This window comes from Vibrio sp. 10N.261.55.F4 (assembly GCF_041470465.1).
Lineage (GTDB): Bacteria > Pseudomonadota > Gammaproteobacteria > Enterobacterales > Vibrionaceae > Vibrio > Vibrio crassostreae_C.
This window is the reverse complement of sequence record NZ_JBFRMM010000031.1, coordinates 14790-39738: the sequence shown is the minus strand read 5'-3', so window position 1 is coordinate 39738 and position 24949 is coordinate 14790. Positions and strand designations below refer to the sequence as shown.

Sequence of the window (24949 nt, the reverse complement as noted above, 5' to 3'; positions counted from 1 at the left end):
TGTATATGTCTGATTTGACTACAATCGCACGCCCCTATGCTAAAGCAGCGTTTGACTTTGCGGTAGATAAAGGTGAGCTAGACCAATGGGGTCAAATGCTTACTTTTGCTGCCGAAGTGGCACAAAATGATGATGTTCACAATTTATTAAGCGGTTCTATGACTGCTGAAAAATTAGCTGAAGTATTCATTGTAATTTGTGGCGAACAATTTGATGAATTCGGCCAGAACTTAATTAAAGTGATGGCAGAGAATGGCCGCTTAATGGCTTTTCCTGATGTTTGTAAAGAGTTCTTTATACTCAAAAAAGAGTATGAGAAAGAGATCGACGTTGAAGTTACTTCAGCTGTTGAACTTTCTGAAGAACAACGCACAAGCATTATCAGCAAATTGGAACTGCGCCTTGCGCGCAAAGTTCAGCTGAATTGCAGTATAGATGAGACTCTACTTAGTGGAGTTATTATTCGAGCCGGAGACCTAGTCATCGATAACTCAGCGCGCAGTCGTTTAGACCGCCTGAGCGATGCATTGCAGTCTTAATGGGGATTGGAGCATGCAACTTAATTCCACTGAAATTAGCGATCTAATTAAACAACGTATTGAATCTTTCGACGTTGTTAGTGAAGCTCGCAATGAAGGTACTATCGTTTCTGTAAGCGATGGCATCCTTAGCATCCACGGCCTAGCGGACGTGATGCAAGGTGAAATGATCGAACTACCGGGTGGCCGTTACGCTCTAGCACTGAACTTGAACCGTGATTCGGTTGGTGCTGTTGTAATGGGCCCGTATGCTGACCTACAGGAAGGCATGAAAGTTACAGGTACTGGTCGTATTCTAGAAGTACCAGTAGGTCCTGAAATGCTTGGTCGTGTTGTAAACACGCTAGGTGAGCCAATTGATGGTAAAGGTCCAATCGAAGCTAAATTGACTTCGCCTGTAGAAATTATCGCACCAGGTGTAATCGACCGTAAATCGGTAGATCAACCTGTTCAAACTGGTTACAAGTCTGTTGACTCAATGATCCCTATCGGTCGTGGTCAACGTGAACTAGTAATCGGTGACCGTCAGACTGGTAAAACAGCAATGGCGATCGATGCGATTATTAACCAAAAAGATTCTGGTATTTTCTCTATCTACGTAGCTATCGGCCAAAAAGCGTCGACTATTGCTAACGTAGTTCGCAAACTAGAAGAGCACGGCGCACTAGCAAACACTGTTGTTGTTGTTGCATCGGCTTCTGAATCTGCAGCGCTGCAATACCTTGCACCGTATGCTGGTTGTGCGATGGGCGAATACTTCCGTGATCGCGGTGAAGATGCACTGATTGTTTATGATGACCTATCTAAGCAAGCTGTAGCTTACCGTCAAATCTCGCTACTACTTAAGCGTCCACCAGGTCGTGAAGCGTTCCCAGGTGATGTTTTCTACCTTCACTCTCGTCTACTAGAGCGTGCTGCTCGTGTAAGCGAACACTACGTAGAAGAATTCACTAAAGGCGAAGTGAAAGGCAAGACGGGTTCTTTAACTGCTCTTCCTATCATCGAAACGCAAGCTGGTGACGTATCTGCATTCGTACCGACGAACGTAATCTCGATTACCGATGGTCAGATCTTCCTACAAACTGAGCTATTCAACGCGGGCGTACGTCCAGCTGTTGACCCTGGTATCTCAGTTTCTCGTGTAGGTGGTTCGGCGCAGACTAAAATCATCAAGAAGCTATCTGGCGGTATCCGTACTGCTCTAGCTCAATACCGTGAACTTGCAGCATTTGCTCAGTTCTCTTCGGATCTTGATGAAGCGACTAAGAAGCAGCTAGACCACGGTCAAAAAGTTACAGAACTGATGAAGCAGAAGCAATACGCTCCTATGTCTGTATTTGACCAAGCTCTAGTAATCTTCGCTGCAGAGCGTGGATACCTTCAAGACGTTGAACTTTCTAAAGTTCTAGACTTTGAAGCTGCTTTACTGTCGTTTGCTCGTGGTCAATATGCCGATCTAGCAACACAGATCGACACAACGGGTGCTTTCAATAAAGAAATCGAAGCTGAGCTGAAGAAGCTTGTTGACGATTTCAAGGCAACCCAGACCTGGTAATTGGTAGGTGGTCTTAGGGCCACCTCATACCATTAACGGAGAGTAACGATGGCCGGCGCAAAAGAGATACGTAATAAAATCGGTAGTGTTAAAAGCACACAGAAGATTACGAAAGCAATGGAAATGGTAGCAGCTTCAAAAATGCGTCGTTCTCAAGACGCAATGGAAGCTACTCGTCCATATGCAGAAACAATGCGTAAAGTGATCGGTCATTTGGCTAATGGTAGCCTCGAGTATAAGCATCCTTATCTTGAGGAACGTGAAGCCAAACGTGTTGGTTACATCATCGTTTCTACAGACCGTGGTCTTTGTGGTGGTTTGAACATTAACTTGTTCAAAAAAGCCATGAACGACATGAAAGATTGGTCTGAGAAAGGTGCTGACGTTGAACTTGCAATTGTAGGTTCAAAAGCGACAGCATTTTTCAACAACAGCGGCGCGAAAGTAGCAGCTCAAGTTTCTGGTCTGGGCGATCGCCCAAGCCTTGAAGACTTGATTGGCTCTGTAAGCGTTATGCTGAAGAAATATGATGAAGGCGAATTGGATCGCCTGTTCGTAGTGTTCAACAAGTTTGAAAACACTATGGTACAAGAACCAACGATCGATCAATTACTTCCTTTGCCTAAATCAGACAGCGAAGACATGAAACGCGATCATGCTTGGGACTACATTTATGAGCCTGAGCCAAAACCACTACTAGATGCACTACTGGTTCGCTACGTCGAATCTCAAGTATATCAAGGTGTGGTCGAGAACCTTGCTTGTGAGCAAGCGGCTCGAATGATTGCTATGAAATCAGCAACAGATAACGCTGGTGACATTATTGATGACTTAGAACTTGTGTACAACAAAGCGCGTCAAGCGGCAATTACACAAGAACTTTCTGAGATCGTTTCAGGCGCAGCTGCGGTTTAAGCTTAGGTAAAACTAAATAGTTAGAGGATTAACGATGGCTACAGGTAAGATCGTACAGATCATCGGTGCGGTAGTCGACGTAGAGTTCCCACAGGGTGAAGTACCTCGTGTATACGACGCTCTGAATGTTAATGAAGTACAAGAACGTCTAGTTCTTGAAGTTCAGCAACAACTTGGCGGTGGCGTAGTTCGCGCAATCGTAATGGGTAGCTCTGATGGTTTACGTCGTGGTTTGACAGTTGAAAATACTGGCGCTCCAATCTCAGTACCAGTAGGTACTAAGACATTGGGTCGTATCATGAATGTCCTAGGTGACGCGATTGATGAGTGTGGCGAGATTGGTGCTGAAGAGCATTACGCCATTCACCGTGAAGCTCCAAGCTACGAAGAGCAGTCTAACGAGACAGCTCTTCTAGAAACTGGTGTTAAAGTAATCGACTTGATTTGTCCATTCGCTAAGGGTGGTAAAATCGGTCTATTCGGTGGTGCTGGTGTAGGTAAGACCGTTAACATGATGGAACTTATCAACAACATCGCACTTCAACACTCAGGCCTATCTGTATTTGCAGGTGTAGGTGAGCGTACTCGTGAAGGTAACGATTTCTACTTTGAGATGCAGGAAGCAGGTGTTGTAAACATCGAAAAACCTGAAGAATCAAAAGTAGCGATGGTTTACGGTCAGATGAACGAGCCACCAGGTAACCGTCTACGTGTTGCCCTGACTGGCCTAACAATGGCAGAGCGCTTCCGTGACGAAGGTCGTGACGTTCTACTGTTCGTTGATAACATCTACCGTTACACACTAGCAGGTACTGAAGTATCAGCACTTCTAGGTCGTATGCCTTCTGCGGTAGGTTACCAACCTACACTGGCTGAAGAAATGGGTGTTCTACAAGAGCGTATCACGTCAACTAAAGCTGGTTCTATCACGTCTGTACAGGCGGTATACGTACCTGCGGATGACTTGACTGACCCGTCTCCAGCAACAACGTTCGCTCACTTGGATGCAACGGTTGTACTTAACCGTAACATCGCATCTATGGGTCTATACCCTGCGATCGACCCGCTAGATTCTACTTCACGTCAACTGGATCCATTGGTAGTTGGACAAGAGCACTACGACATCGCTCGTGGCGTTCAGTCTACTCTTCAGCGCTATAAAGAGCTGAAAGATATCATTGCTATCCTAGGTATGGACGAGCTATCTGAAGAAGATAAGCAAGTTGTATCTCGTGCTCGTAAGATTGAGAAGTTCCTAACTCAGCCTTACCACGTAGCGGAAGTATTTACAGGTGACCCAGGCATTTACGTACCTCTTAAAGAGACTCTACGTGGCTTCCAAGGTCTTCTATCTGGTGAATACGATGACATTCCAGAGCAAGCGTTCATGTACTGTGGTGCAATTGACGAAGCTATCGAGAATGCTAAGAAGCTATAAGGCTAACTAGGAGGCGATATGGCAGCAATAACCTTTCACCTAGACGTTGTAAGTGCAGAGAAACAAATTTTCTCAGGCCTTGTTGAGACGTTTCAGGTGACCGGTAGTGAGGGTGAACTTGGTATTTTCCATGGTCACTGTCCACTGCTGACCGCTATCAAGCCTGGCATGGTGCGTATTGTTAAGCAGCACGGCCACGAAGAAATCATTTATGTTTCTGGTGGTATGGTAGAAGTTCAGCCTGGTACAGCAACTGTACTGGCTGATACAGCTATCCGTGGTGAAGAGCTAGACGCAGCAAAGGCGGAAGAAGCTAAGCGCAAGGCTGTGGAGAATATCCAAAATCAGCATGGCGACATAGACTTCGCACAAGCGGCCGGTGAACTGGCTAAAGCCATTGCTCAGTTACGAGTTATCGAACTGACAAAACAGCGTCGTTAATCTTTTTAAGATTACAGACTCTGAGATAAAGGCGACCTAAGGGTCGCCTTTTTGCATTTTTAGATTCTCAAAAATGCTTCTTTTACGTATCACTACTGGTTAAATGGTTATTGCGATTTAATTTTTTGCCCAAAAACGGTTACAATATCGGCTTAATAAAAATAACGTTGGATAGGTTTACAATGAAGTTTAGCGCGGTAATTCTCGCGGCGGGCAAAGGCACTCGCATGTATTCAAACACACCAAAGGTTCTGCACACACTTGCGGGTAAGCCAATGGTGAAACATGTTATCGATACATGTAATGGTCTAGGCGCTCAAAACATCAACCTGGTTTACGGCCACGGTGGTGATCAGATGAAGGCTACCTTAGCTGAAGAATCTGTAAACTGGGCACTGCAAGCTGAACAGCTCGGCACAGGTCACGCTGTGGATCAAGCATCTGCACATTTCGCTGATGATGAAAAAGTATTGGTGCTCTACGGTGATGTTCCACTAATCTCACCTGAAACCATTGAAAACCTATTAGACGCTCAACCAAACGGTGGCATCGCGCTACTTACTGTCGTGTTAGACAACCCGATGGGCTACGGACGTATTATTCGTCGTAATGGCCCTGTTGTGGCTATCGTTGAACAGAAAGATGCAACGGATGAGCAGAAGCTTATCAAAGAGATCAATACCGGCGTTATGGTGGCGACTGGTGGCGATCTGAAGCGCTGGTTGTCAGGTCTAAGCAACGACAACGCACAGGGTGAATATTACCTGACTGACGTTATCGCTGCGGCTCACGACGAAGGTCGTGCAGTTGAAGCGGTACACCCAGTAAGCCCAATTGAAGTGGAAGGCGTTAACGATCGTTCGCAACTGGCTCGCCTAGAGCGCGCTTACCAAGCTACGCAAGCCGATAAGCTATTGAAGCAAGGCGTGATGCTACGCGACCCAAGCCGCTTTGATCTGCGTGGTGAACTGCAGTGCGGTATGGACGTTGAGATTGATACTAACGTTATCATCGAAGGCAGCGTAAGCATTGGCGATAACGTGGTTATCGGCACTGGCTGCGTGCTGAAAGACTGTGAGATCGATGACAACACAGTTATTCGTCCATACAGCGTAATCGAAGGAGCGACTGTTGGTGAAGACTGTACGGTTGGTCCATTTACTCGCCTACGCCCTGGTGCAGACATGCGTAACGATTCGCACGTCGGTAACTTTGTTGAAGTGAAGAACACTCGCCTTGGCGAAGGCTCTAAAGCCAACCACCTGACTTATCTTGGGGATGCTGAAATTGGTCAGCGCGTAAACGTGGGTGCGGGTGCAATTACTTGTAACTACGATGGGGCGAATAAGTTTAAGACCATTATTGGTGATGACGTATTCGTTGGTTCAGACAGCCAATTAATCGCGCCTGTTACGATTGGTAATGGTGCTACCGTTGGAGCTGGCTCTACCGTAACACGCGATGTTTCTGAAAATGAGCTGGTTATCAGCCGTGCGAAAGAACGTAAGATTGCTGACTGGCAGCGTCCGACTAAGAAAAAGTAGTCTCTTAATAAATAAGATGATTTAAATGAAAGTCAGTAGTACTGCTACTGGCTTTTTCTTATTTATCTAGATATAAAAAAAGAGCGAGTAATCTCGCTCTTTTTTGTTTTCGTTAACTTAGAAACTAGTCTTGTTTCTCGTCAGCGACTACTCGAGAGTTGTCAGGTGTCGCGAAGTGTTCAGAAAGCTCTTTGTTCGAAACAATATAGCCAACCCACAACGCACCCAAACAGATCACAACGGCAATACCCGTCGCGCTTAGTGCTTGGCTAGCCATTGCCGCGACCAATGCACTTGATAGGCCACTGATACTGATTTGTAGGCTGTTTTGTAGACCAGCAGCTGTTGCTGGGCTTTGTTTAGCGCTTGATAGAGCACGGTTTACTACGATTGGGTAAAGTGCGCCGTTTGCGACAGCAATCAAACAGAAAGGCGCAAGTAGAGGCCAGATTGACGTCAGTTCCCACTGTGATGCGATAAAGATAAGCATCGCCGCTACACTGAACAAACCGATAAGGTTTCTTAGTACAACGCCATCGCCATATTTCTTCACTGCTTGCTTACCGAAGTAACCACCCGCCATGAACGCGATTGTTTGTGGGATAAAGCTCAAACCGATGTCTTTTGCTTCATAACCTAGTTGAGCCATGATCTCTGGCATACCCGTTAGGTAAGCGAAGAACGCTGCAGATGCTGAAGCAAACATTAAGACATTACCCATGTAAGGCTTTGATTTAAGCAACATCTTGATGTCTGTCTTAATCGATGTCTGTTTTACTTCAGGCGCTTCTTTTGGTTGAGCCATTGTTGTCGCCACTAGCAGTGCACCCATCAAGGTTAATGTGATGAAGATGCTGTGCCAGCCAAAGCTATCCGCCAGTAACACACCTAGCTGAGGTGCTAATGCAGGAGATAGCGCAACCAAAGGCATGATGGTTGCAAAAATTTGTTGGCTACTGCTTTGTGAGTAACGCTTGATAACCATTGCTTGCCAGATTACCGCAGGAGCACATACGCCGATCGCTTGAATGAAGCGCAGTGTCAGTAGATGCCATACCTCGGTGCTGAATGCTAAGCCGAATGAAGCTGCAGTAAAGATAACAAGACCAACCGCCAGCGTATTACGGTGACCATACTTGTCACTCGCCAGACCCCAAAGAAGCTGACCCATTGCCATACCGCCAAGGAATACCGTTAAAGACAGGGCAATCTGCTCTGGGCCGGTTGCGAAATCAACTTCCATTGCCTTAAATGCAGGAAGGTACATATCGGTCGCAATAAAGCCAAGCATTGAAAGAACTGCAAGGTAGACCAATTGAAATTTAGAAATATTCATAAGATGCCATTAAGCTAAAGGTAATGATGTTTTTATCATCAAAAAAATTGTTTGATATACAGAAGTGAAAGCCCCTGTTTATTTATGCTGACATTCTATTTTTCAGACCTGATAAAATAAAACGCTAAAATATGTGGTTATCAATCAAAAAATTTGAAGGCTTATGTTCTCTAAATCTTCTTTAGAAATGCTCGATACGGTTGCTCGCTTAGGCAGTTTTACTGCGGCGGCAGAACAATTGCACAAAGTACCATCGGCGATCAGCTACGGTGTTAGGCAGGTTGAGCAAGAACTGGATGTTCTACTTTTCAGACGTTTACCAAGAAAAGTAGAGCTGACACCGGCAGGTGAATTGTTCATTGAAGAGGCACGTGCGTTACTGAGACAGATGGAGGAGGTCAGTGCCCAGACTCGCCGAGCGGCACGTGGTTGGAAGAAAACCTTGCGCCTAACGCTCGATAACGTGGTTAAGCTCGATAAGATGAAGCCGATGATTGAAGAGTTTTATCAAACCTTTGAGTTCGCTGAGCTGCAGATCAACATGGAAGTGTTTAATGGTTCTTGGGAAGCCATTGCACAGGGCAGGGCTGATGTCGTCATTGGAGCCACTTCGGCGATTCCGGTCGGTGGCGACTTCGAAGTAAAGGATATGGGGCGTTTAGATTGGGCATTTGTGATGTCGCCAAGTCACCCATGCGTCCGTGAGCAAAACCTTAATGAAGTGTTTGTTAGCCAATACCCAGCAATATGTTTGGATGATACTTCTAGTGTACTGCCTAAGCGACACACAGGACACTTTTCGAATCAAAGACGCCTGTTGTTACCCAATTGGTATAGCGCAATTGAATGCCTTAAAAATGGAGTAGGGGTGGGTTATATGCCGAGGCACATTGCCGCGCCAATTATCGAACAAGGCTTGCTGGTGGAGAAAATACTGCCTGAACCGAGTCCGCAGAGTCATTGTTGTTTGGTATGGCGAAAAGACGATAACCATAAACTGATCGAATGGATGGTGAAGTACCTAGGATCGAGTGAGCAACTTCACCAAGATTGGTTGGATCATCGCAAGGCGATCTAATGATCTGTTTACAAGAAGATCCTTTTCAAGCTTGAGCTGAATCAGCACCAATAAAAAGAGCGAGTAAATACTCGCTCTTTTTTGATTCGGTCGTTAACTCTTATGACAAGAAGAACTTGTAGGAAGGGTTATCGGTTTCATCTTTACACTGATAGCCAAGCTCTCGTAGATGTGTTGAGAACTGAGCTAAATCATCATCATCCAGTTCGAATCCACACAATACACGGCCGTAATCAGCGCCGTGGTTACGGTAGTTGAACAGGCTGATATTCCAATGGGTACCTAAGGTATCAAGGAACTTAATCAATGCTCCTGGGTATTCAGGAAACTCGAAGCTGTATAGGCGCTCTTTCAATGGTTTTGATGGTTTGCCACCAATCATGTAACGAATGTGCAGTTTTGCCATCTCATCATCAGAGAGATCGACAACCGGGTAGCCGCCCTCACGTAAGTCATTGATGATGTGTTCGAGTTCTTCTTGACCACCTTGTAGGCGTACACCAACGAAGATATTCGCTAGGCTTTCGTCGTTGTGGCGGTAGTTAAACTCAGTTACCGCTCGACCACCAATAATATTACAGAACTCTAGGAAGGCACCTTGTCGCTCTGGAATCGTAACCGCAAGTAGACCTTCTCGCTTCTCACCTAGTTCACAACGTTCAGAGACATAACGCAGACCATGGAAGTTGGTATTAGCACCAGAAAGTACAGTTGCCAGTTGTTTGCCTTGCAGTTGGTTCTGCTCTGCAAACTTCTTTAAACCAGCCAGAGCAAGCGCACCAGAAGGCTCGGCAATCGCACGAGTGTCTTCAAAGATGTCTTTGACCGCAGAGCAGATCTCATCGCTAGACACGGCAATGTGACCATCGATGTACTGCTGACACAGACGGAATGTCTCTTCACCAATGCGCTTAACCGCAACGCCATCGGCAAACATGCTGACTTGATCCAGTACTACTGGCTCACCGGCATCCAGTGCTGCTTTCAAGCAAGATGAATCTTCAGGTTCAACCGCGATGACTTTTATTTCCGGCATCAATTGCTTAACTAGCACGGCAACACCCGCAGCCAAACCACCACCACCGACAGGCACAAAGATGTAATCCATGTGACCATTTTGCTGAAGCATTTCCATACCCATGGTGCCCTGTCCGGCGATCACCAATGGGTGATCGAATGGAGGCACAAAGGTGTAGCCATGTTCAGCGGAAAGGCGTTCTGCTTCAGCTTTAGCTTCATCAAAGTTGCTGCCGTGTAGAACTACGTTACCGCCAAAGCCACGTACCGCATCAACCTTGATGTCTGGTGTGGTTTTTGGCATCACAATCGTGGTTTGAATACCAAGCTTAGAACCGGACAGCGCCATACCTTGAGCATGGTTACCTGCCGATGCTGCAATCACACCTGCGGCTTTCTGTTGCTCTGAAAGGCTTGATACCATGTTGTAGGCACCACGTAGCTTGAACGAGTGGACCGGCTGACGGTCTTCACGCTTTAGCTGAACCTGATTACCAATGCGAGCACTTAAGCGAGGCATCTCTTGCAGAGGTGTCACGATTGCGGCTTCGTAAACTGGCGCTCTCAGGATCTGACGCAAATAATCTGCGCCAGTTTGTTTTTGGGGACTGACCGTGTCATCACTCATAGACTAGCCCTCTAGCTTAGACTTATCACGCACTGCGCCTTTGTCGGCACTGGTCGCCATGCTTGCGTAAGCTTTCAGTGCGAAAGACACTTCACGCTGACGGTTTTCTGGTTTCCAGCCTAGTGCGTCTTGCTTAACACGACGCGCTTCTAGTTCAGCTTCAGGCACATCAAGTGTGATCGAACGGCTAGGGATGTCGATAGTGATGATATCGCCAGTGTTTACTAGACCAATCACACCGCCACTTGCTGCTTCTGGAGAAGCGTGACCGATAGACAGACCCGATGTACCACCCGAGAAACGACCATCTGTTAATAGAGCACAAGACTTGCCTAGACCCATAGATTTTAGGTAAGTGGTTGGGTAAAGCATTTCTTGCATGCCCGGACCACCTTTAGGACCTTCGTAACGAATAACAACCACTTCGCCCGCTTTCACTTTGCCACCTAAGATGCCATCAACAGCACTATCTTGGCTTTCAAATACGATAGCAGGACCTTGGAATTTCAGGTTCTCTTCATCAACACCTGCTGTCTTAACGATACAACCGTCAACGGCGATGTTGCCTGAAAGTACGGCTAGGCCACCTTCTTGGCTGAATGCATTCTCTTTAGTACGGATACAACCTTCTTTACGGTCGTCATCAAGACGATCCCAACGGCAATCTTGTGAGAAGGCTTTGGTGGTACGAATACCTGCTGGGCCCGCGCGGAAGAACTTAAGTACCGCTTCGTCTTCTGTCTGCATGATGTCGTATTGAGCTAGCTGCTCTTGCATGCTTAGGCCAAGTACAGTGCGAGTTTGGTTGTTCAGTAGGCCTGCGCGGTCTAGTTCACCTAGGATAGCCATAACACCACCAGCGCGGTGAACGTCTTCCATGTGGTATTTAGGTGTTGAAGGCGCAACCTTACATAGGTGTGGAACGCGGCGAGACATCTCGTCGATATCACCCATATCAAAGTCGACTTCACCTTCTTGAGCTGCTGCCAATAGGTGAAGAACGGTGTTACTCGAGCCACCCATTGCGATATCTAGAGCCATTGCATTTTCAAAGGCTGCGCGGTTCGCGATGTTACGAGGCAGTGCTGATGCGTCATCTTGCTCGTAGTAACGCTTAGTCAGGTCAACGATACGCTTACCAGCATTGATGAATAGCTCTTCACGGTCAGCGTGCGTTGCTAGCATAGAACCGTTACCAGGCTGAGATAGGCCTAGCGCTTCAGTTAGACAGTTCATTGAGTTAGCCGTGAACATACCTGAACATGAACCACATGTCGGACATGCAGAACGCTCTACTTGCTCACTTTGCTCATCAGAAATGGTTGGATCGGCACCTTGGATCATTGCGTCAACAAGGTCTAGCTTGATGATTTGATCTGAAAGCTTAGTTTTACCCGCTTCCATTGGGCCGCCTGATACAAAGATCACTGGGATGTTAAGGCGCATTGCTGCCATCATCATTCCCGGAGTGATTTTGTCACAGTTAGAGATACACACCATCGCATCCGCACAGTGTGCATTGACCATGTATTCTACTGAATCCGCGATAAGCTCACGTGATGGCAGTGAGTACAGCATGCCACCGTGACCCATTGCGATACCATCATCAACTGCGATGGTGTTGAATTCTTTAGCGATACCGCCCGCTTTCTCGATTTCACCTGCTACCAATTGACCCATATCTTTAAGGTGAACGTGGCCTGGTACGAATTGAGTGAAAGAGTTTACAACTGCGATGATTGGCTTACCGAAGTCATCATCTTTAACGCCAGTTGCACGCCATAAAGCGCGCGCACCAGCCATGTTGCGTCCGTGGGTAGTCGTTGCTGAACGATAGATTGGCATTGCTTAAATCCTTATAAAATATTTGGCTGTTGCTTACTTAGTTGTTTGCGTTTGGTTTTCTGAAGTTTGGTCTGCTGGGTAAACGTAGTCTAACCAGCCCCACTTATCTTCAGTGGTTCCATTGAATAGACCAAAGTAAGCCGCTTGAACTTTTTCAGTGATAGGACCGCGTTTGCCTTCACCTACTGTAATTTTGTCTACGCTACGAACCGGAACGATTTCCGCCGCTGTGCCTGTCATGAATACTTCATCAGCAAGGTATAGCGCTTCACGAGCAATGTTCTCTTCACGGATCTCATAACCCATGTCTTTTGCTAGTGTCATGATCGAATCACGCGTGATACCCGGCAGAATCGCACTGGTCGCTGGTGGTGTGGATAGCACGCCGTTACGTACCACAAAGATGTTCTCACCAGCCCCTTCAGAAAGGTAACCATCAACACTCAGTGCGATGCCTTCATCGTAACCATGACGGCGAGCTTCGCCACCAACTAATAGTGAAGATAGGTAGTTACCACCGGCTTTTGCTGCGGTTGGGATCGTGTTTGGAGCGGCACGGTTCCAGCTAGAAATCATTGCATCAACGCCGTTTTCTAGTGCTTCTTCGCCTAGGTAAGACCCCCAAGGGAAAGCAGCGATGATCAGTTCCATCTCAGTATTTTCTGGCGGGCAGACACCCAAACCAACGTTACCTACGAAACCTAGAGGGCGGATGTACGCTGACTCTAGCTTATTTTGGCGTAGCGTTTCGCGAGTCGCTTCCATAATTTCTTCCTCAGTGTAAGGAATAGGGAAGCGATAGATTTTTGCTGAGTCTTTTAGGCGCTTAGCATGTTCAGGGTGACGGAAGATAACCGGCCCTTTTGGTGTGTTGTAACAACGAACACCTTCAAACACAGAAGTACCGTAGTGCATTGCGTGAGTCAGGACGTGAACGTTCGCCTCTGCCCAAGGAACCATCTCACCGTTAAACCAAATATAGTCTGCTGTTTTAGCTGTCATGTTTGCGGTTCCTTATGCGTTTATCTTTTGTTGTAAGTTGTTGTTTGGCAGTTCATTACGGCTGATCGAGATAACGTCAACGGTACGTACATCCCACAGCTTTTCTATTTGGTTTACCAAGAACGAGATCGGACGGTCACTGTCTACGATGATCTCAACACTCGCCACTTTGCTTTCGTGGTTTTGAGTGCCCGCAACTTGCTTAACAATGAAGCCACGGTGGCGGATAACACGAAGAACACGCTCTAGTAGTACAGGCTTATCATCGGCTTTGATGTCTAATAGGTATCTTTTCATGTTATGTGTTCTCCAACATCTCACTGTTTGAAGCACCTGGCGGTACTAGTGGCCATACGTTTTCTTCTTCATCGATAAGAACATGAAGTAGGTAAGCGGTTTTGCTCTCTAGCATCTCTTTCAATGCTGGTTCTACTTCTTCTTTACGAGTGATGGTTTTGCCCGGGATATCGAACGCTTTCGCGAGCATCACGAAATCAGGGTTGTCATCTAAGATAGTTTCACTGTGGCGGCCATCAAAGAACAGCGATTGCCATTGGCGAACCATGCCCAAACGAGAGTTATTAAGCAGTACCATCTTCACTGGGATCTGACGACGCTTCAATGTGCCAAGCTCTTGAATGTTCATCATGAACGAGCCGTCACCAGAGATAAGTATAGATTGGTCGTCAGGACGCCCAACCGATGCACCCATTGCAGCTGGCAAGCCAAAGCCCATGGTGCCTAAACCGGCAGAGGTAATGAAGTTCTGTGGATCGCGAGGCTGAATGTGCTGAGCTGCCCACATTTGGTGTTGGCCCACATCAGTCGATACGATAGAGCTTGCTGGCATCATGTCTGACAGTTGCTTCAACAGCAGTGGAGCAAAAATCAGATCACCAGGGTGGTCGTAACGCCATTTGAATGAGCTACGAAGACCTTCAGAGTGATGAACCCAAGAGGAGATGTCTTGGCTTAGCTCTAGTTGAGGCATGATCTTGTTGATGTCACCGCGAATTGGCGCATTGGCAAGACGCAGTTTGCTGAACTCAGCGGCATCGATATCGATATGGATAACCTTAGCATGCGGCGCAAAGGTATCGAGTTTGCCAGTTACTCGGTCATCAAAACGAGCACCGACAACAATCAACAGGTCACTCTCTTGAACCACAAGGTTAGCGGCTTTAGTGCCGTGCATACCCAGCATGCCAAGGTAGTGTGGGTCGTCACGTTCGATAGTGCCCAAGCCTTTCAGTGTGCTTACTGCTGGCATTGGGTTTAGGCGTAAAAACTCACGAACCGCATCGGTTGCTTTAGCAAGTTGAACACCACCACCTACGTATAAAACAGGACGGGTCGCTTGAGACAAAAAGTACTGTGCCTGTTCAATGGCATCAGTTGTCGCAACAGGAATTGCGGGTGGAGTAAATTCAGGAAGAGCGTTAACAGGTGCTTCTGCTAGTTGAACGTCTTTAGCGATATCGACGATAACCGGGCCAGGGCGGCCAGACTTTGCTACCACAAACGCTTCAGCGAGGGTTGGAGCTAGCTCTTCAATATCAGTTACTAGGTAGCTGTGTTTAGTACATGACAGAGACATACCAATCACATCCATTTCTTGGAATGCATCGGTACCAATGTGGGAACTTGCAACCTGACCTGTGATAGCAACCAATGGGATTGAATCCATAAAGGCATCAGCAAGGCCAGTGACTAGGTTGGTTGCACCTGGTCCCGAGGTTGCCATACAAACAGCGACATCTTGTGTTGCTCTAGCCATGCCGATCGCGGCCATAGCGGCGCCTTGCTCATGGCGACATAGGATATGTTCAACCCCGCCGTCATAGAGTGCATCGTAGATTGGCATGATGGCACCACCGGGGTAACCAAATACGGTCTCAATTCCTTGTTGCTTGAGTGCGGATACGACTAGTTCTGCGCCTTTCATCGGAATTCTCCCGTATTACCTTTATTTTGGTAACTGTTTCCTTTGTCTCTGCACATCTTGTGCTCCCATTCTTCCTGTAAATCGGCAAAGCCGAAAATGCTCAAAAATATAAAAATCGAATGTTTAAATTAGAAAAAACCCCCGGACTTGTCAGTGCGGGGGTTTTTTCTAATTCGTGGTTACTTTCTTCCCACTCGCCCCCGCGCAGTCTTAATAATGACTACGATAATCAGGTTAATCAGTGCGTAAATGCGAGCGTTAAAAATCATAATATTCGAGTTTTCTCGTTTATTGTCTTCAGTAAATGTCTACATCTCTAGTGTTATCACACAAATCTGCTGCATGACAAGGGAAATGTCATTCTTTTTTCACATTAAAATACCATTCCACCAAGCTATATAACAACCTTATCGCTTTGGTGAGCAACGAATATCCAGAGCGAATACTTTTAAATCAAAGACAAAGGAAAGTTATGGGACTCGCGATAATTCATAGCCGAGCTAGTGTGGGTGTAGAGGCGCCAGAAGTGACCGTTGAGGTGCATATAAGCAACGGAATGCCTGGCTTCACGCTGGTGGGTCTACCTGAAACAACGGTCAAGGAATCTAAAGACCGAGTGAGAAGCGCGATCATCAATTCTCGCTTTGAGTTTCCATCGAAAAGAATCACGGTCAATCTCGCCCCAGCCGATTTGCCCAAAGAAGGTGGCCGTTTTGACCTGCCCATCGCGCTTGGGATTTTGGTGGCGTCAGATCAGCTTCCGACATCAAAAATAGCTCAACATGAATTTATCGGTGAGTTGGCATTGTCAGGAGAACTTCGCTCGGTAAAGGGCGTTTTGCCTGCGACGTTAGCCGCCGACAGTGTAGAGCGATGCTTAGTTGTCCCACATCATAACGGTGATCAGGCTGCGCTGGTGGGCAAGGGAGCGCATAAATCTGCACAAACCTTGTTGGAGGTTTGTGCTGACATGTGTGGACAGGCTCAGCTTGGGCTATATAGAACGGAACATCATCAGGCTGATGTTTCAGTGCTTCGCGACCTACAAGATATTATCGGCCAACAACAAGGAAAGCGAGCTCTAGAGATAGCCGCTGCTGGGAATCATAACTTATTGTTTCTTGGCCCACCCGGAACCGGAAAAACTATGCTCGCTTCTCGACTGCGTGACCTATTACCTGAAATGAGTGATGACGAAGCGATGGAAACCGCGTCGGTGGCCTCGTTAACGCAACAAGAAATCAATCAATACAACTGGAAGCAACGACCTTTTCGCTCTCCTCACCATTCCAGTTCAATGGCGGCATTAGTGGGTGGTGGTTCGGTGCCTCGCCCCGGAGAGATCTCTTTAGCGCATAACGGCTTATTGTTCTTAGATGAGATGCCGGAGTTTGAGCGCAAGGTGCTTGATTCATTACGAGAGCCACTAGAGTCGGGCGAGATCATTATCTCCCGTGCTGCGGGCAAGACTCGTTTTCCTGCGCGTTTTCAATTGGTCGGTGCACTTAACCCAAGTCCAACGGGTTATTACGAAGGTAACCAGGCGCGCGCCAACCCACAGATCATCCTGCGTTACCTCAATCGCTTATCTGGGCCCTTGCTGGATAGGTTCGATATGTCATTGGAGATACCTCTGTTGCCAAAAGGAATGTTGGCCGAAGGCGGTGATCGCGGTGAAACCACTCAAGTAGTTAAGCAAAGGGTTAGGCAGGCGCGAGAGTTAATGCTATCTCGCAACCATAAATCGAATGCACTGTTAGGTAGCCGAGAAATTGAGAAGTATTGCCCACTGCGACGCGAAGATGCAGAGTTTCTTGAGACAGCACTACATCGCTTGGGTTTATCGATTCGTGCTTATCATCGAATTATTAAGGTGGCACGAACCATTGCCGACCTTGACGGTAACGAGCAGATCGAAAAGAAACATCTATCAGAAGCGCTAGGCTATCGCGCGATGGATCGCTTGCTGAAACAACTCACGGCTCAAGCTGTCTAGCAAGCAGAAAAAGCCTGCTTAGATGCAGGCTTTCGTTGGATTGCAGTTCATACTCGCTAAGGTTAGAACTTGTAGTTCAAGCCAACTGAAACTATATATTGAGACTCGTCGTAGAAGGTAATGTTCGAGTCGCTGGTGCCGTAGCCTGCCAGTGAAATAAACGACCAGTTTTCCCAATCCATGAATTGATCATACTCATAGGCGGCGAATAGGTTGATATTGTCGTCGCTGCGTTTCTTGTCGTAGATCGGGTTGCTCGCATCGTAAGAGCGTTGGTTGTAACCCGCTGTTAGTGCGTACTTGTGACGCCCCATGCCACCAAACAAGCTTACCTCACCACCGAATTGGTCGTAAGATTCAGCTTTACCATCAGCATCACGTGTTTGATAGATGACGGATGGAATAAGCATCATGGTACGACTAAGTGGCAGGCGATATTGACCTTTCAAGTAGAGAGTATTGGCATCTCGTTTGAGCTCTTGATCTTGAATATCATCCTTGTCGACATCTTTGGTCGCATAGGCCATGTCTAGCGAGAAAGCTGAGCCCGCAATGTTGCTTAGCTTCAAACGAAACGCATTGCCAGTTTCATCGGTCTTGGTGCGAGCTGATGTGGTGTTGTATGGATCAGCCCAAGTTTCACCAGACATAATGGTTGGCAGCAGTGAAGCGTCGATCACCATGCCTGACTCAAGTTGGTATTTGTAACCGACTTCGAGAACTACAGTACCTGTTGCTACATCATCTCGCGCGGTACCTGTGTATACCTGATGGTTTAGCTTTTCACCAAAGGTATAAGCAACACTACCTAAAGGAGCAACCAGAAAAGAGCTTTCCGAAGAAGCCTTCTGATCTGTGGATGAAAGATTGCTATCAGCATCGGTATTAAAGTTCGAGGTGGAAGAGGTAACCCCGGTATTGAGAGAGATTTCACCACTGAAACCTTGTTGGTCTGCAAGCTTGGCAAAAGCGGGAGAAGCCGCAACGCTCAATGCCAAGAGAGTTATTTTTATTTTCATTCAAGGGCTCCTTGCCCACCGGTTCTTAGGACGGGTTATTAATAGCAGTAAAGCTTTAAACTTCCAGGTTAATTATTTATCAATAATGATTTTTGAACTAGCAAAAAAAAAGGAAGCCGAAGCTTCCTTTCATCAATGGCTTACTTCTTTAATAAGAAGTTCACGAGCTCGAAGTACTCATCAAGAGAGTTGATACCTTGAGCTTCTACTAGGTAGCGGTTGTTAACCACAACAGCGGGTACACCTGAAAGGCCGCTGTCTTTGAATGCTTTGTCGAAGCGACGAACCATAGAATCTACAGCAAAGCCGTTATACGCAGCATCGAATTTCTTCGCATCAACGCCTTCGTCTAGGAAGATTTGACGCAGTTCTTCTTCATCACGTGGTGGCTTGTTCATTGTGTGGATGCGGTTAAACATCACTGGCACCATTTTATCTTCAACTTTCAGTGCAATCATTGTCGCGTAAGCTTTGCTCATTGGCAGACCCATGTTGCCACCCATGAATGAAACATGGTTCTTCTGTAGCTTAGCGTCTTTAGGTAGCTGTTGTTTTAGCTGCTGGATGATTGGCTCAAAGCTATTACAGTGTGGGCAGTAAAAAGAGAAGAACTCTGTCACCATTGGTTTTTTTGATGCTTCTAGGTCGAGAACTTTGTAGTGTTCACCTTCGTTAAATTTCGCAGCGTGAGCGGTAAGGCTCAACATGATCAATGAGAAAAATGCGAATAGCTTTTTCATTTATCCAATCTCCATTATGTTTGAATTTTTATCTAGTTGTATGTTGCGATTGCTGTTACCACTGAGGCATTAACGAAAGTGGTGGCTCTTGCAGGGTAGCAATTTGCTCTTTACAAGCAAGTACTTGTTGCTCCCAATATTTCGGATCATTAAACCACGGGAAGGCCAGAGGAAACGCAGGATCGTGCCATCGTTTCGCCAACCATGCCATGTAATGCACCATACGTAGACCGCGTAGTGGTTCGATTAGTTTCAGTTGTGCGGTATTAAAATCGCAAAACTCTTGGTAACTCTCTAGCAAAATATCCAGTTGCATCAGCTTATCTTGGCGCTCGCCATTGAGCAGCATCCACAGATCTTGTATCGCAGGGCCGTTACGTGCGTCATCAAGATCGACGAACATTGGCCCATCGCGCCACAAAATATTGCCAGGGTGGCAGTCACCGTGCAGGCGGATATTCTCAATGTTGCTCGGCCACTGGCTCTCTAGCTCTTTGATCAGAAGGTCAACGTCATTGAAGAAGGCATTTTCTAGGTGCGTCGGGATAAACTGAGAGTTCTCTAGAATCTTACGTGGCTGATAAAGGTATTCATCTAAGCTGATGGTCGGGCGATGCTGGAATGTTCTTCCCGCGCTGGCTTTATGAATACGACCAAGAAAGCGTCCTACGCCTTCCAATTGATCTAGATTGTCAACTTCATACTGTCTGCCGCCAACACTTTCAAATAGTGCAAATAGGTAGCCTTGGTATTCATGTAAGGTTGCACCGTTGATTCGCATTGGAGGCGCAACCGGCATCTCTTGTTCGATAAGCTCGAGTGCGAAGTCATGCTCTTCTTGGATCTGTGCCTTGTTCCAGCGTTGTGGACGGTAAAACTTAACGACGTAGCGCTTACGGTCTTCATCGGTGAACTGATAGACACGGTTTTCGTAACTGTTGAGAGCGAGAAGCCCGGATTCAGCGCGAACTCCGATGCTCTCCAGTGCGTACCACATGAAGTCAGGAGTCAGGTTATCAAAGTTAAAGGCTTGCATCGTCATAGAATAAAAAAGGCTCATTACTGAGCCTTTTTCCATTTATTGGGTTGTTATACCAAGCACTACGGTGCGGGTATCAGAGCTTCTTGATAAAGCGGCTTTCGACTTCCATCGTAAACTCTTCATTATCCGAGAGTATAAACTGAATTGTCGAAACTGGTGAGCTCAGTTTTTCTGGGGCGGCGCCCAAACTGATAGGTAGGTTCAAAACCTCGCCTGGATCGACAGTAATCGTCTGTTTACCATACCAGATAGAATCGGGCAGTCCGCTAACATCGAGTTTGTACTCTTGCTCTTGTTGAGTCTTGTTGATCACTTTCAAGGTGTAGGTGTTTTCAACCAACCCTTGGTTATTGACTCTAAACAGTTGGTTTCGGTCACGCAGAACACTTAGGCCGGCAGGATCAACGCTCGCGATTTGGGCGAAGAACAAGCCCAGCATCACGATCAAGATAGCGCCATAGCCCAACAGCTTGGGACGCATTACCTTGGTCGAGTGACCTTCAAGTCTGTGCTCGGTGGTGTAATTGATCAGGCCTTTCTCATAGCCCATACGCTCCATCGTGTTGTCACAGGCATCAATACACGCGCCGCAGTTAATACACTCGTATTGCAGGCCGTCACGGATATCGATACCCGTAGGGCACACTTGTACACACAGATTACAGTCAATACAGTCGCCTAGACCAAGCTCTTTTGGATCGGCTTTACGAGAGCGAGGGCCACGGCTTTCACCACGTTCTGTGTTGTAACCCACGATGAAGGTGTCTTTATCGAACATTGCCGACTGGAAACGCGCGTAAGGACACATGTGCAGACAAACAATTGAACGCATCCAACCCGCATTGGCATAAGTACATCCAGCAAAGAACAGTACCCAAAACACCGGCCAGAAAGACGAGTTAAAGGTAAAGAAGCCAACCACTAACTCTTTGATTGGGATGAAGTAACCAACAAAGGTTAAGCCCGTCGCAATGGCAATCGCCCACCACGCAATGTGTTTGAGGGTTTTTCTGAGGATTAAATTGCTCGTCAGTTTGCCCGAGTCTTGTTTTCTTCGCTTATTGGCAGCGCCTTCTAGCTTCTCTTCGAACCAGATATACATGAAGGTCCAGACGGTTTGTGGGCATAAATAGCCACACCAGACACGGCCTAAGAAGGTGGTTATGAAAAACAGGCCAAACGCGGCAATCATAAATAGGATCGCGAGTAGGGTCAGATCTTGCGGGTATAAGGTGGTGCCAAAGAAGTTGAACTGTTGGCTGCCGATATCGAGCAAGATCGCTTGACGTTCACCAAAGGGAATCCATGGGATAAGCGCAAAAAGTAAAAGTAAGAACCAACCGCCATAGCGACGCAGTTGTTGGAATTTACCTTTGCTTTCTCGAACATAGATTCGGTTACTTGGGTTAAATCGATCTCCATTACCTTTATGTGTTTTCGGGTTAAAGGTTTTAGGAGTCACATCTTTGATATCGATTTTATCCTGACTCATGGACTATCCTTTTTGTGGCTTGTTTGCCCGGTTAAGTCGGGCATGACGACATTACTTGAAAGTATGGTTTAGAGAACCTGTTGAAATTGAGCTTGGTGCATTTGTTGTTATCGCACTCACTCTTATTATTTTAGAAGATTCTTATGGATGGCGATTATAGCGACAATCTTGTTCTCATTTCTTTAACGCTATCAACCTTTAACAACAAAAGTCATAACAGTTGTGACGAAAAAATAGCGAACAGAAACAAAAAAGCGACCTGGTGGTCGCTTTTTAAAATTGAGTGTTTTATCTATACGGCAATTGAGCTCTAAACTAACGGGCGACTAAAGAAGGCCACGTGCTTTTAGAATTGCGGTTTTGAAATCATCTTCTTGGTCTTTTTTCAGGCCCGGGATCATCTCATCTTTTTCGCTGTTGCGCATTTTTAGGTGATAGATAAGAACATCGTCAGTCAGTTCTTCAAGCTTGCCTTGGTAGCCCGCTTCTTTTGATAGCTTAATGATGAACTCTAATAGGTTAAGCTCTTGATCTTTCTGCCACTCAGGCTCCATCAGTTCAAGCAGTTCTTCAATGCGGTGACACTTCATACTTTATTTCTCCACAAATTTTATAATGATTTGTGGCTAAGGTATCAAATCGGGTAGGGAATACCAATGTGTAAACACATTTCAAGATGGGAGCGGGCAAGAAAAAAGCGCAGTAAAAACTGCGCTTTTTGTTAAGCGGCTTTAATCACTTTCGTTGTAGTCGGTGCTAATAAAGCAGTCTTCTCAACTAGAGTCATTGTAGGAGCCAATTTCTTAGCCGTTGGAGCAGCAACAAAGCCACTACGACGACGCATCGCACTACGGTTGGTGTGCGAGAACCTGACAGCTGTTGGGCGCATTAATTTACCTAACGGTCAGGCATATCCATTGCCAATCTAATGGCCTGATTTACCATGAGCTCCACCTCAATTGCTTGAAGCGTCACTCGTCTGGCTTTCGCCAATCCGAAGAATAAATCAGGATAATGATATGCATGCATATCAAGGCTTAGATTATCACTATCTAAGTTATCGATCGACGCCTGAGTGATAAATAGACGATATTAGAGCTAAAATAGTGTGAGCAGTATATTTGAGTTTGAACCTCTTTCAGGCTTAAGATGATGCTTTAAAGGAGGTGCATATGTCGTTCTTAAAGAAAACGTTAGCAAGTTTTGGAATTGGATCTGCCAAGGTGGATTCTGTATTGCAACAGGAAGTGCTTTATCCAGGCAAGAAGGCGAGCATTATTGTGCATGTCTATGGTGGCGCTCAGCCACAAGAGATCGACAATATCGATCTCAACTTGTGCTGTCGTTACGTCAAAGAAATTACTATGAATTCGCAAAGGCAAGAGGGCGGTCAAACACGTCGAATGCACCAGACATACTCGTTGGCCAAATGGAGCCTGCCGTATGCCTTTGTTATTCAGCCGGGTGAAACCCGTGATTTTGAATGTGAGTTTGATGTCCCGCTGAACACACCTGTCACGATTGGTGATTCAAAGGTGTGGCTAGAAACCGGGCTCGATATTGCGATGGCGATTGATCCATCGGATAAAGACATCTTAACGGTGCGCCCTGACGCACTCCTCGATGGTATTTTTAACGAGCTTGAAGCTCAAGGGCTGCGTATTCGCCAAGTGGAGTGTGAAGCGGTAGAAGGCTTTGAACTGCCATTTGTACAAGAGTTCGAGTTTGTTCCTACCACTGGTCCATATCATGGCCGTTGGCGTGAGCTTGAGGTTGTAGCTCATCGTGATGAAACTGAGCTTAAGTTGTGGTTTGAGATAGACCGTAATCGCGATGGTGCAAAAGGCATGTTGGCGAGCTTGTTAGGCATTGGCCAACTGCAGCGTCAATTGAGTGTGCCATTGGATACGTCACCACAAGATGCGGGCAAGATGGTACTTGAGTATCTAGACAACGCATCTTAGTTAGCTCTTTGGTTCTGTAGCTTTAGAGACCTTAGCTTCATCACACCGTTTAGGCGTTATTAATGTCATAAAAGATGTCATAAAAATTTAAGCTTACACGTGTAAGCTTAATGTGCAATACTAGGCAAATCGAACATTTACTCTAGTAGGATAATCATGTCTGCATCATCGGCGAGCGAATACAGTGACATCGAAGAACGCGCCAATGCGATAACCCATGGCTTGGGTGTTGTGCTTGGCGTGGTTGGTTTAGTCCTGCTGCTGATTCGTGCGTTTGACCATCAAGCCGACATACTGACTATTGCGAGTATGGCGGTATATGGCAGCAGTATTATCCTACTCTTTCTCGCTTCCACGCTTTATCACTCGATCACCACAGAAAAGACCAAGCGATTACTGAAAACTCTCGATCACTGTGCGATCTACTTATTGATCGCGGGCAGTTACACGCCATTTTTATTGGTGAGTTTAAGAACACCATTGGCGATGGGTTTGATGGCAGTGATTTGGGGTATCGCGCTAGTCGGAATCATTATGAAGATTGCCTTCGTCTACCGATTTAAGCGTTTGTCATTGGTGACTTACTTGGCGATGGGTTGGTTATCGCTGATTGTGGTTTATCAACTGGCGATGAATATCGAGATGGGTGGTTTGGTGCTACTAGCACTCGGTGGCGTGATTTACTCGTTGGGTGTGATTTTCTATGTGGTAAAACGCATCCCTTACAATCATGCCATCTGGCATTTGTTTGTGTTGGCGGGCTGCGCTTGCCATTTCTTCGCTATTTATTTGTACGTGACTCCGGTTTAGCGAGCCAGTACCTCAGTAATCTCAGCTTTAATCTGATATTCAGGGTGTTGTTCTAGGTCGAGCTTGATGAGCTTGCCTTCTTCACCCGTCTTTGGTCGTAGGTATGTGTCGGCCATTCGTTTGATTGATTTCCACACAGCAACTTCTTCTTCTGCCAACAACTCACCTTCTGCAGTAAATACGCTGATGTTAAGTGATACCAAAATGACCGCTTGAGTGCCTTGGTTAGTGATGGCTGTCGGAATGATAAGCTCACCATCTTCATAGCGACTTGCACCCAGTACAACATCCACTCCTGACTGAGACAGCTGTAAGCTTGGCTTCTTACTATCAACCACAATTGTAGTGCCACGCGTGTTCGTTGCGACAGGTACGGCTACGACAGGGGCTGCTGCAATAGGCGCTGCTGAAACAGGCACTGCGATCTCTGATGTTGTCACTGCTGCTTCCGTTTGCTTCGGTGCCACGTATTGCCAAGTAAAATCATCTTTGAGTAACACTTGTTTGCCATCAGGCAATGTGACCATTTGATCAGCAAAGGCAGAACTTACGAATACTGAGTTTGCGAGCAATGCGCCAGCGAGAAGTACGTATGATTTCATC

General features: G+C 46.5%; 23 protein-coding genes. 10 read left to right on the top strand and 13 right to left on the bottom strand.

Annotation, left to right across the window (positions count from 1 at the left end):
* Positions 1-5: 5 nt before the first annotated feature.
* The 6 genes from atpH to glmU all read left to right on the top strand — a co-directional run bounded on the left by atpH (position 6) and on the right by glmU (position 6432).
* Positions 6-539 (top strand): F0F1 ATP synthase subunit delta, encoded by a 534-nt coding sequence (gene atpH, locus AB4249_RS14965; RefSeq protein WP_010433233.1) that lies wholly within the window; start codon positions 6-8, stop codon positions 537-539.
* Positions 540-552: 13 nt separating this feature from the next.
* Positions 553-2094 carry a F0F1 ATP synthase subunit alpha gene (atpA, locus tag AB4249_RS14960; protein ID WP_017063023.1) on the top strand — a complete coding sequence of 514 codons (1542 nt, stop codon included), beginning with the start codon at positions 553-555 and terminating at the stop codon, positions 2092-2094.
* A gap of 48 nt (positions 2095-2142) precedes the next feature.
* On the top strand, positions 2143-3009 hold the full coding sequence (gene atpG / locus AB4249_RS14955; RefSeq protein ID WP_017058793.1) for a F0F1 ATP synthase subunit gamma: 867 nt from the start codon (positions 2143-2145) through the stop codon (positions 3007-3009).
* Positions 3010-3043: 34 nt separating this feature from the next.
* Positions 3044-4447 carry a F0F1 ATP synthase subunit beta gene (gene atpD, locus AB4249_RS14950; RefSeq protein WP_017058792.1) on the top strand — a complete coding sequence of 468 codons (1404 nt, stop codon included), beginning with the start codon at positions 3044-3046 and terminating at the stop codon, positions 4445-4447.
* A gap of 18 nt (positions 4448-4465) precedes the next feature.
* Complete coding sequence (locus AB4249_RS14945; RefSeq protein ID WP_017058791.1) at positions 4466-4888, top strand: F0F1 ATP synthase subunit epsilon; 423 nt, start codon at positions 4466-4468, stop codon at positions 4886-4888.
* 182 nt (positions 4889-5070) lie between these two features.
* Positions 5071-6432, top strand: a complete 1362-nt coding sequence (glmU, locus tag AB4249_RS14940; protein ID WP_017063022.1) for a bifunctional UDP-N-acetylglucosamine diphosphorylase/glucosamine-1-phosphate N-acetyltransferase GlmU — start codon at positions 5071-5073, stop codon at positions 6430-6432.
* 124 nt (positions 6433-6556) lie between these two features.
* Here the strand turns inward: glmU and punC are convergent, their stop codons facing one another.
* A complete protein-coding gene (punC, locus tag AB4249_RS14935) occupies positions 6557-7768 on the bottom strand; it encodes a purine nucleoside transporter PunC (protein ID WP_017063021.1) in 1212 nt (403 codons plus the stop codon).
* Between the two features lie 163 nt (positions 7769-7931).
* On the opposite strand from punC, the gene punR reads away from it, so the two are divergent.
* Positions 7932-8846 (top strand): DNA-binding transcriptional activator PunR, encoded by a 915-nt coding sequence (gene punR, locus AB4249_RS14930; RefSeq protein ID WP_372103771.1) that lies wholly within the window; start codon positions 7932-7934, stop codon positions 8844-8846.
* 100 nt (positions 8847-8946) lie between these two features.
* Here the strand turns inward: punR and ilvA are convergent, their stop codons facing one another.
* Genes ilvA through ilvG form a run of 5 tightly spaced genes read right to left on the bottom strand, consistent with a single transcriptional unit; the run spans position 8947 to position 15283 of the window.
* Complete coding sequence (gene ilvA, locus AB4249_RS14925; protein WP_102429012.1) at positions 8947-10491, bottom strand: threonine ammonia-lyase, biosynthetic; 1545 nt, start codon at positions 10489-10491, stop codon at positions 8947-8949.
* 3 nt (positions 10492-10494) lie between these two features.
* Positions 10495-12336, bottom strand: coding sequence for a dihydroxy-acid dehydratase (gene ilvD / locus AB4249_RS14920; protein ID WP_065584155.1), 1842 nt, complete (start codon positions 12334-12336; stop codon positions 10495-10497).
* Positions 12337-12369: 33 nt separating this feature from the next.
* Positions 12370-13338 carry a branched-chain amino acid transaminase gene (locus tag AB4249_RS14915; protein WP_017063017.1) on the bottom strand — a complete coding sequence of 323 codons (969 nt, stop codon included), beginning with the start codon at positions 13336-13338 and terminating at the stop codon, positions 12370-12372.
* A 12-nt stretch (positions 13339-13350) separates the two neighbouring features.
* A complete protein-coding gene (ilvM, locus tag AB4249_RS14910; RefSeq protein ID WP_017055442.1) occupies positions 13351-13635 on the bottom strand; it encodes an acetolactate synthase 2 small subunit in 285 nt (94 codons plus the stop codon).
* 1 nt (position 13636) lies between these two features.
* The gene (gene ilvG / locus AB4249_RS14905; RefSeq protein WP_102321080.1) at positions 13637-15283 is read right to left on the bottom strand and encodes an acetolactate synthase 2 catalytic subunit; all 1647 of its coding nucleotides are present in this window, start codon (positions 15281-15283) and stop codon (positions 13637-13639) included.
* A gap of 472 nt (positions 15284-15755) precedes the next feature.
* Between ilvG and AB4249_RS14900 the strand changes: the two genes are divergently transcribed.
* Positions 15756-17279, top strand: a complete 1524-nt coding sequence (locus tag AB4249_RS14900; RefSeq protein ID WP_017058783.1) for a YifB family Mg chelatase-like AAA ATPase — start codon at positions 15756-15758, stop codon at positions 17277-17279.
* Between the two features lie 62 nt (positions 17280-17341).
* Here AB4249_RS14900 and AB4249_RS14895 read toward each other — a convergent pair whose 3' ends face one another.
* The 6 genes from AB4249_RS14895 to AB4249_RS14870 all read right to left on the bottom strand — a co-directional run bounded on the left by AB4249_RS14895 (position 17342) and on the right by AB4249_RS14870 (position 22461).
* Positions 17342-18298, bottom strand: a complete 957-nt coding sequence (locus tag AB4249_RS14895) for a DUF2860 domain-containing protein (protein WP_017066751.1) — start codon at positions 18296-18298, stop codon at positions 17342-17344.
* Between the two features lie 140 nt (positions 18299-18438).
* Complete coding sequence (locus AB4249_RS14890; RefSeq protein WP_017063015.1) at positions 18439-19038, bottom strand: thiol:disulfide interchange protein DsbA/DsbL; 600 nt, start codon at positions 19036-19038, stop codon at positions 18439-18441.
* Positions 19039-19093: 55 nt separating this feature from the next.
* Positions 19094-20080, bottom strand: a complete 987-nt coding sequence (locus AB4249_RS14885) for a serine/threonine protein kinase (protein WP_017058781.1) — start codon at positions 20078-20080, stop codon at positions 19094-19096.
* A 73-nt stretch (positions 20081-20153) separates the two neighbouring features.
* Positions 20154-21572, bottom strand: a complete 1419-nt coding sequence (ccoG, locus tag AB4249_RS14880; protein ID WP_372103768.1) for a cytochrome c oxidase accessory protein CcoG — start codon at positions 21570-21572, stop codon at positions 20154-20156.
* A gap of 326 nt (positions 21573-21898) precedes the next feature.
* A complete protein-coding gene (locus tag AB4249_RS14875; protein WP_009848104.1) occupies positions 21899-22162 on the bottom strand; it encodes a YihD family protein in 264 nt (87 codons plus the stop codon).
* 131 nt (positions 22163-22293) lie between these two features.
* Positions 22294-22461, bottom strand: coding sequence for a hypothetical protein (locus AB4249_RS14870; RefSeq protein ID WP_004739323.1), 168 nt, complete (start codon positions 22459-22461; stop codon positions 22294-22296).
* 283 nt (positions 22462-22744) lie between these two features.
* Between AB4249_RS14870 and AB4249_RS14865 the strand changes: the two genes are divergently transcribed.
* Positions 22745-23536 carry a sporulation protein gene (locus AB4249_RS14865; protein WP_017058778.1) on the top strand — a complete coding sequence of 264 codons (792 nt, stop codon included), beginning with the start codon at positions 22745-22747 and terminating at the stop codon, positions 23534-23536.
* Positions 23537-23692: 156 nt separating this feature from the next.
* Positions 23693-24346: a hemolysin III family protein gene (locus AB4249_RS14860; RefSeq protein WP_372100677.1), complete on the top strand. Its 654-nt coding sequence runs from the start codon at positions 23693-23695 to the stop codon at positions 24344-24346.
* Here the strand turns inward: AB4249_RS14860 and AB4249_RS14855 are convergent.
* The gene (locus AB4249_RS14855) at positions 24343-24948 is read right to left on the bottom strand and encodes a DUF3157 family protein (protein ID WP_371721171.1); all 606 of its coding nucleotides are present in this window, start codon (positions 24946-24948) and stop codon (positions 24343-24345) included. The genes AB4249_RS14860 and AB4249_RS14855 overlap by 4 nt on opposite strands.
* Position 24949 lies beyond the last annotated feature (1 nt).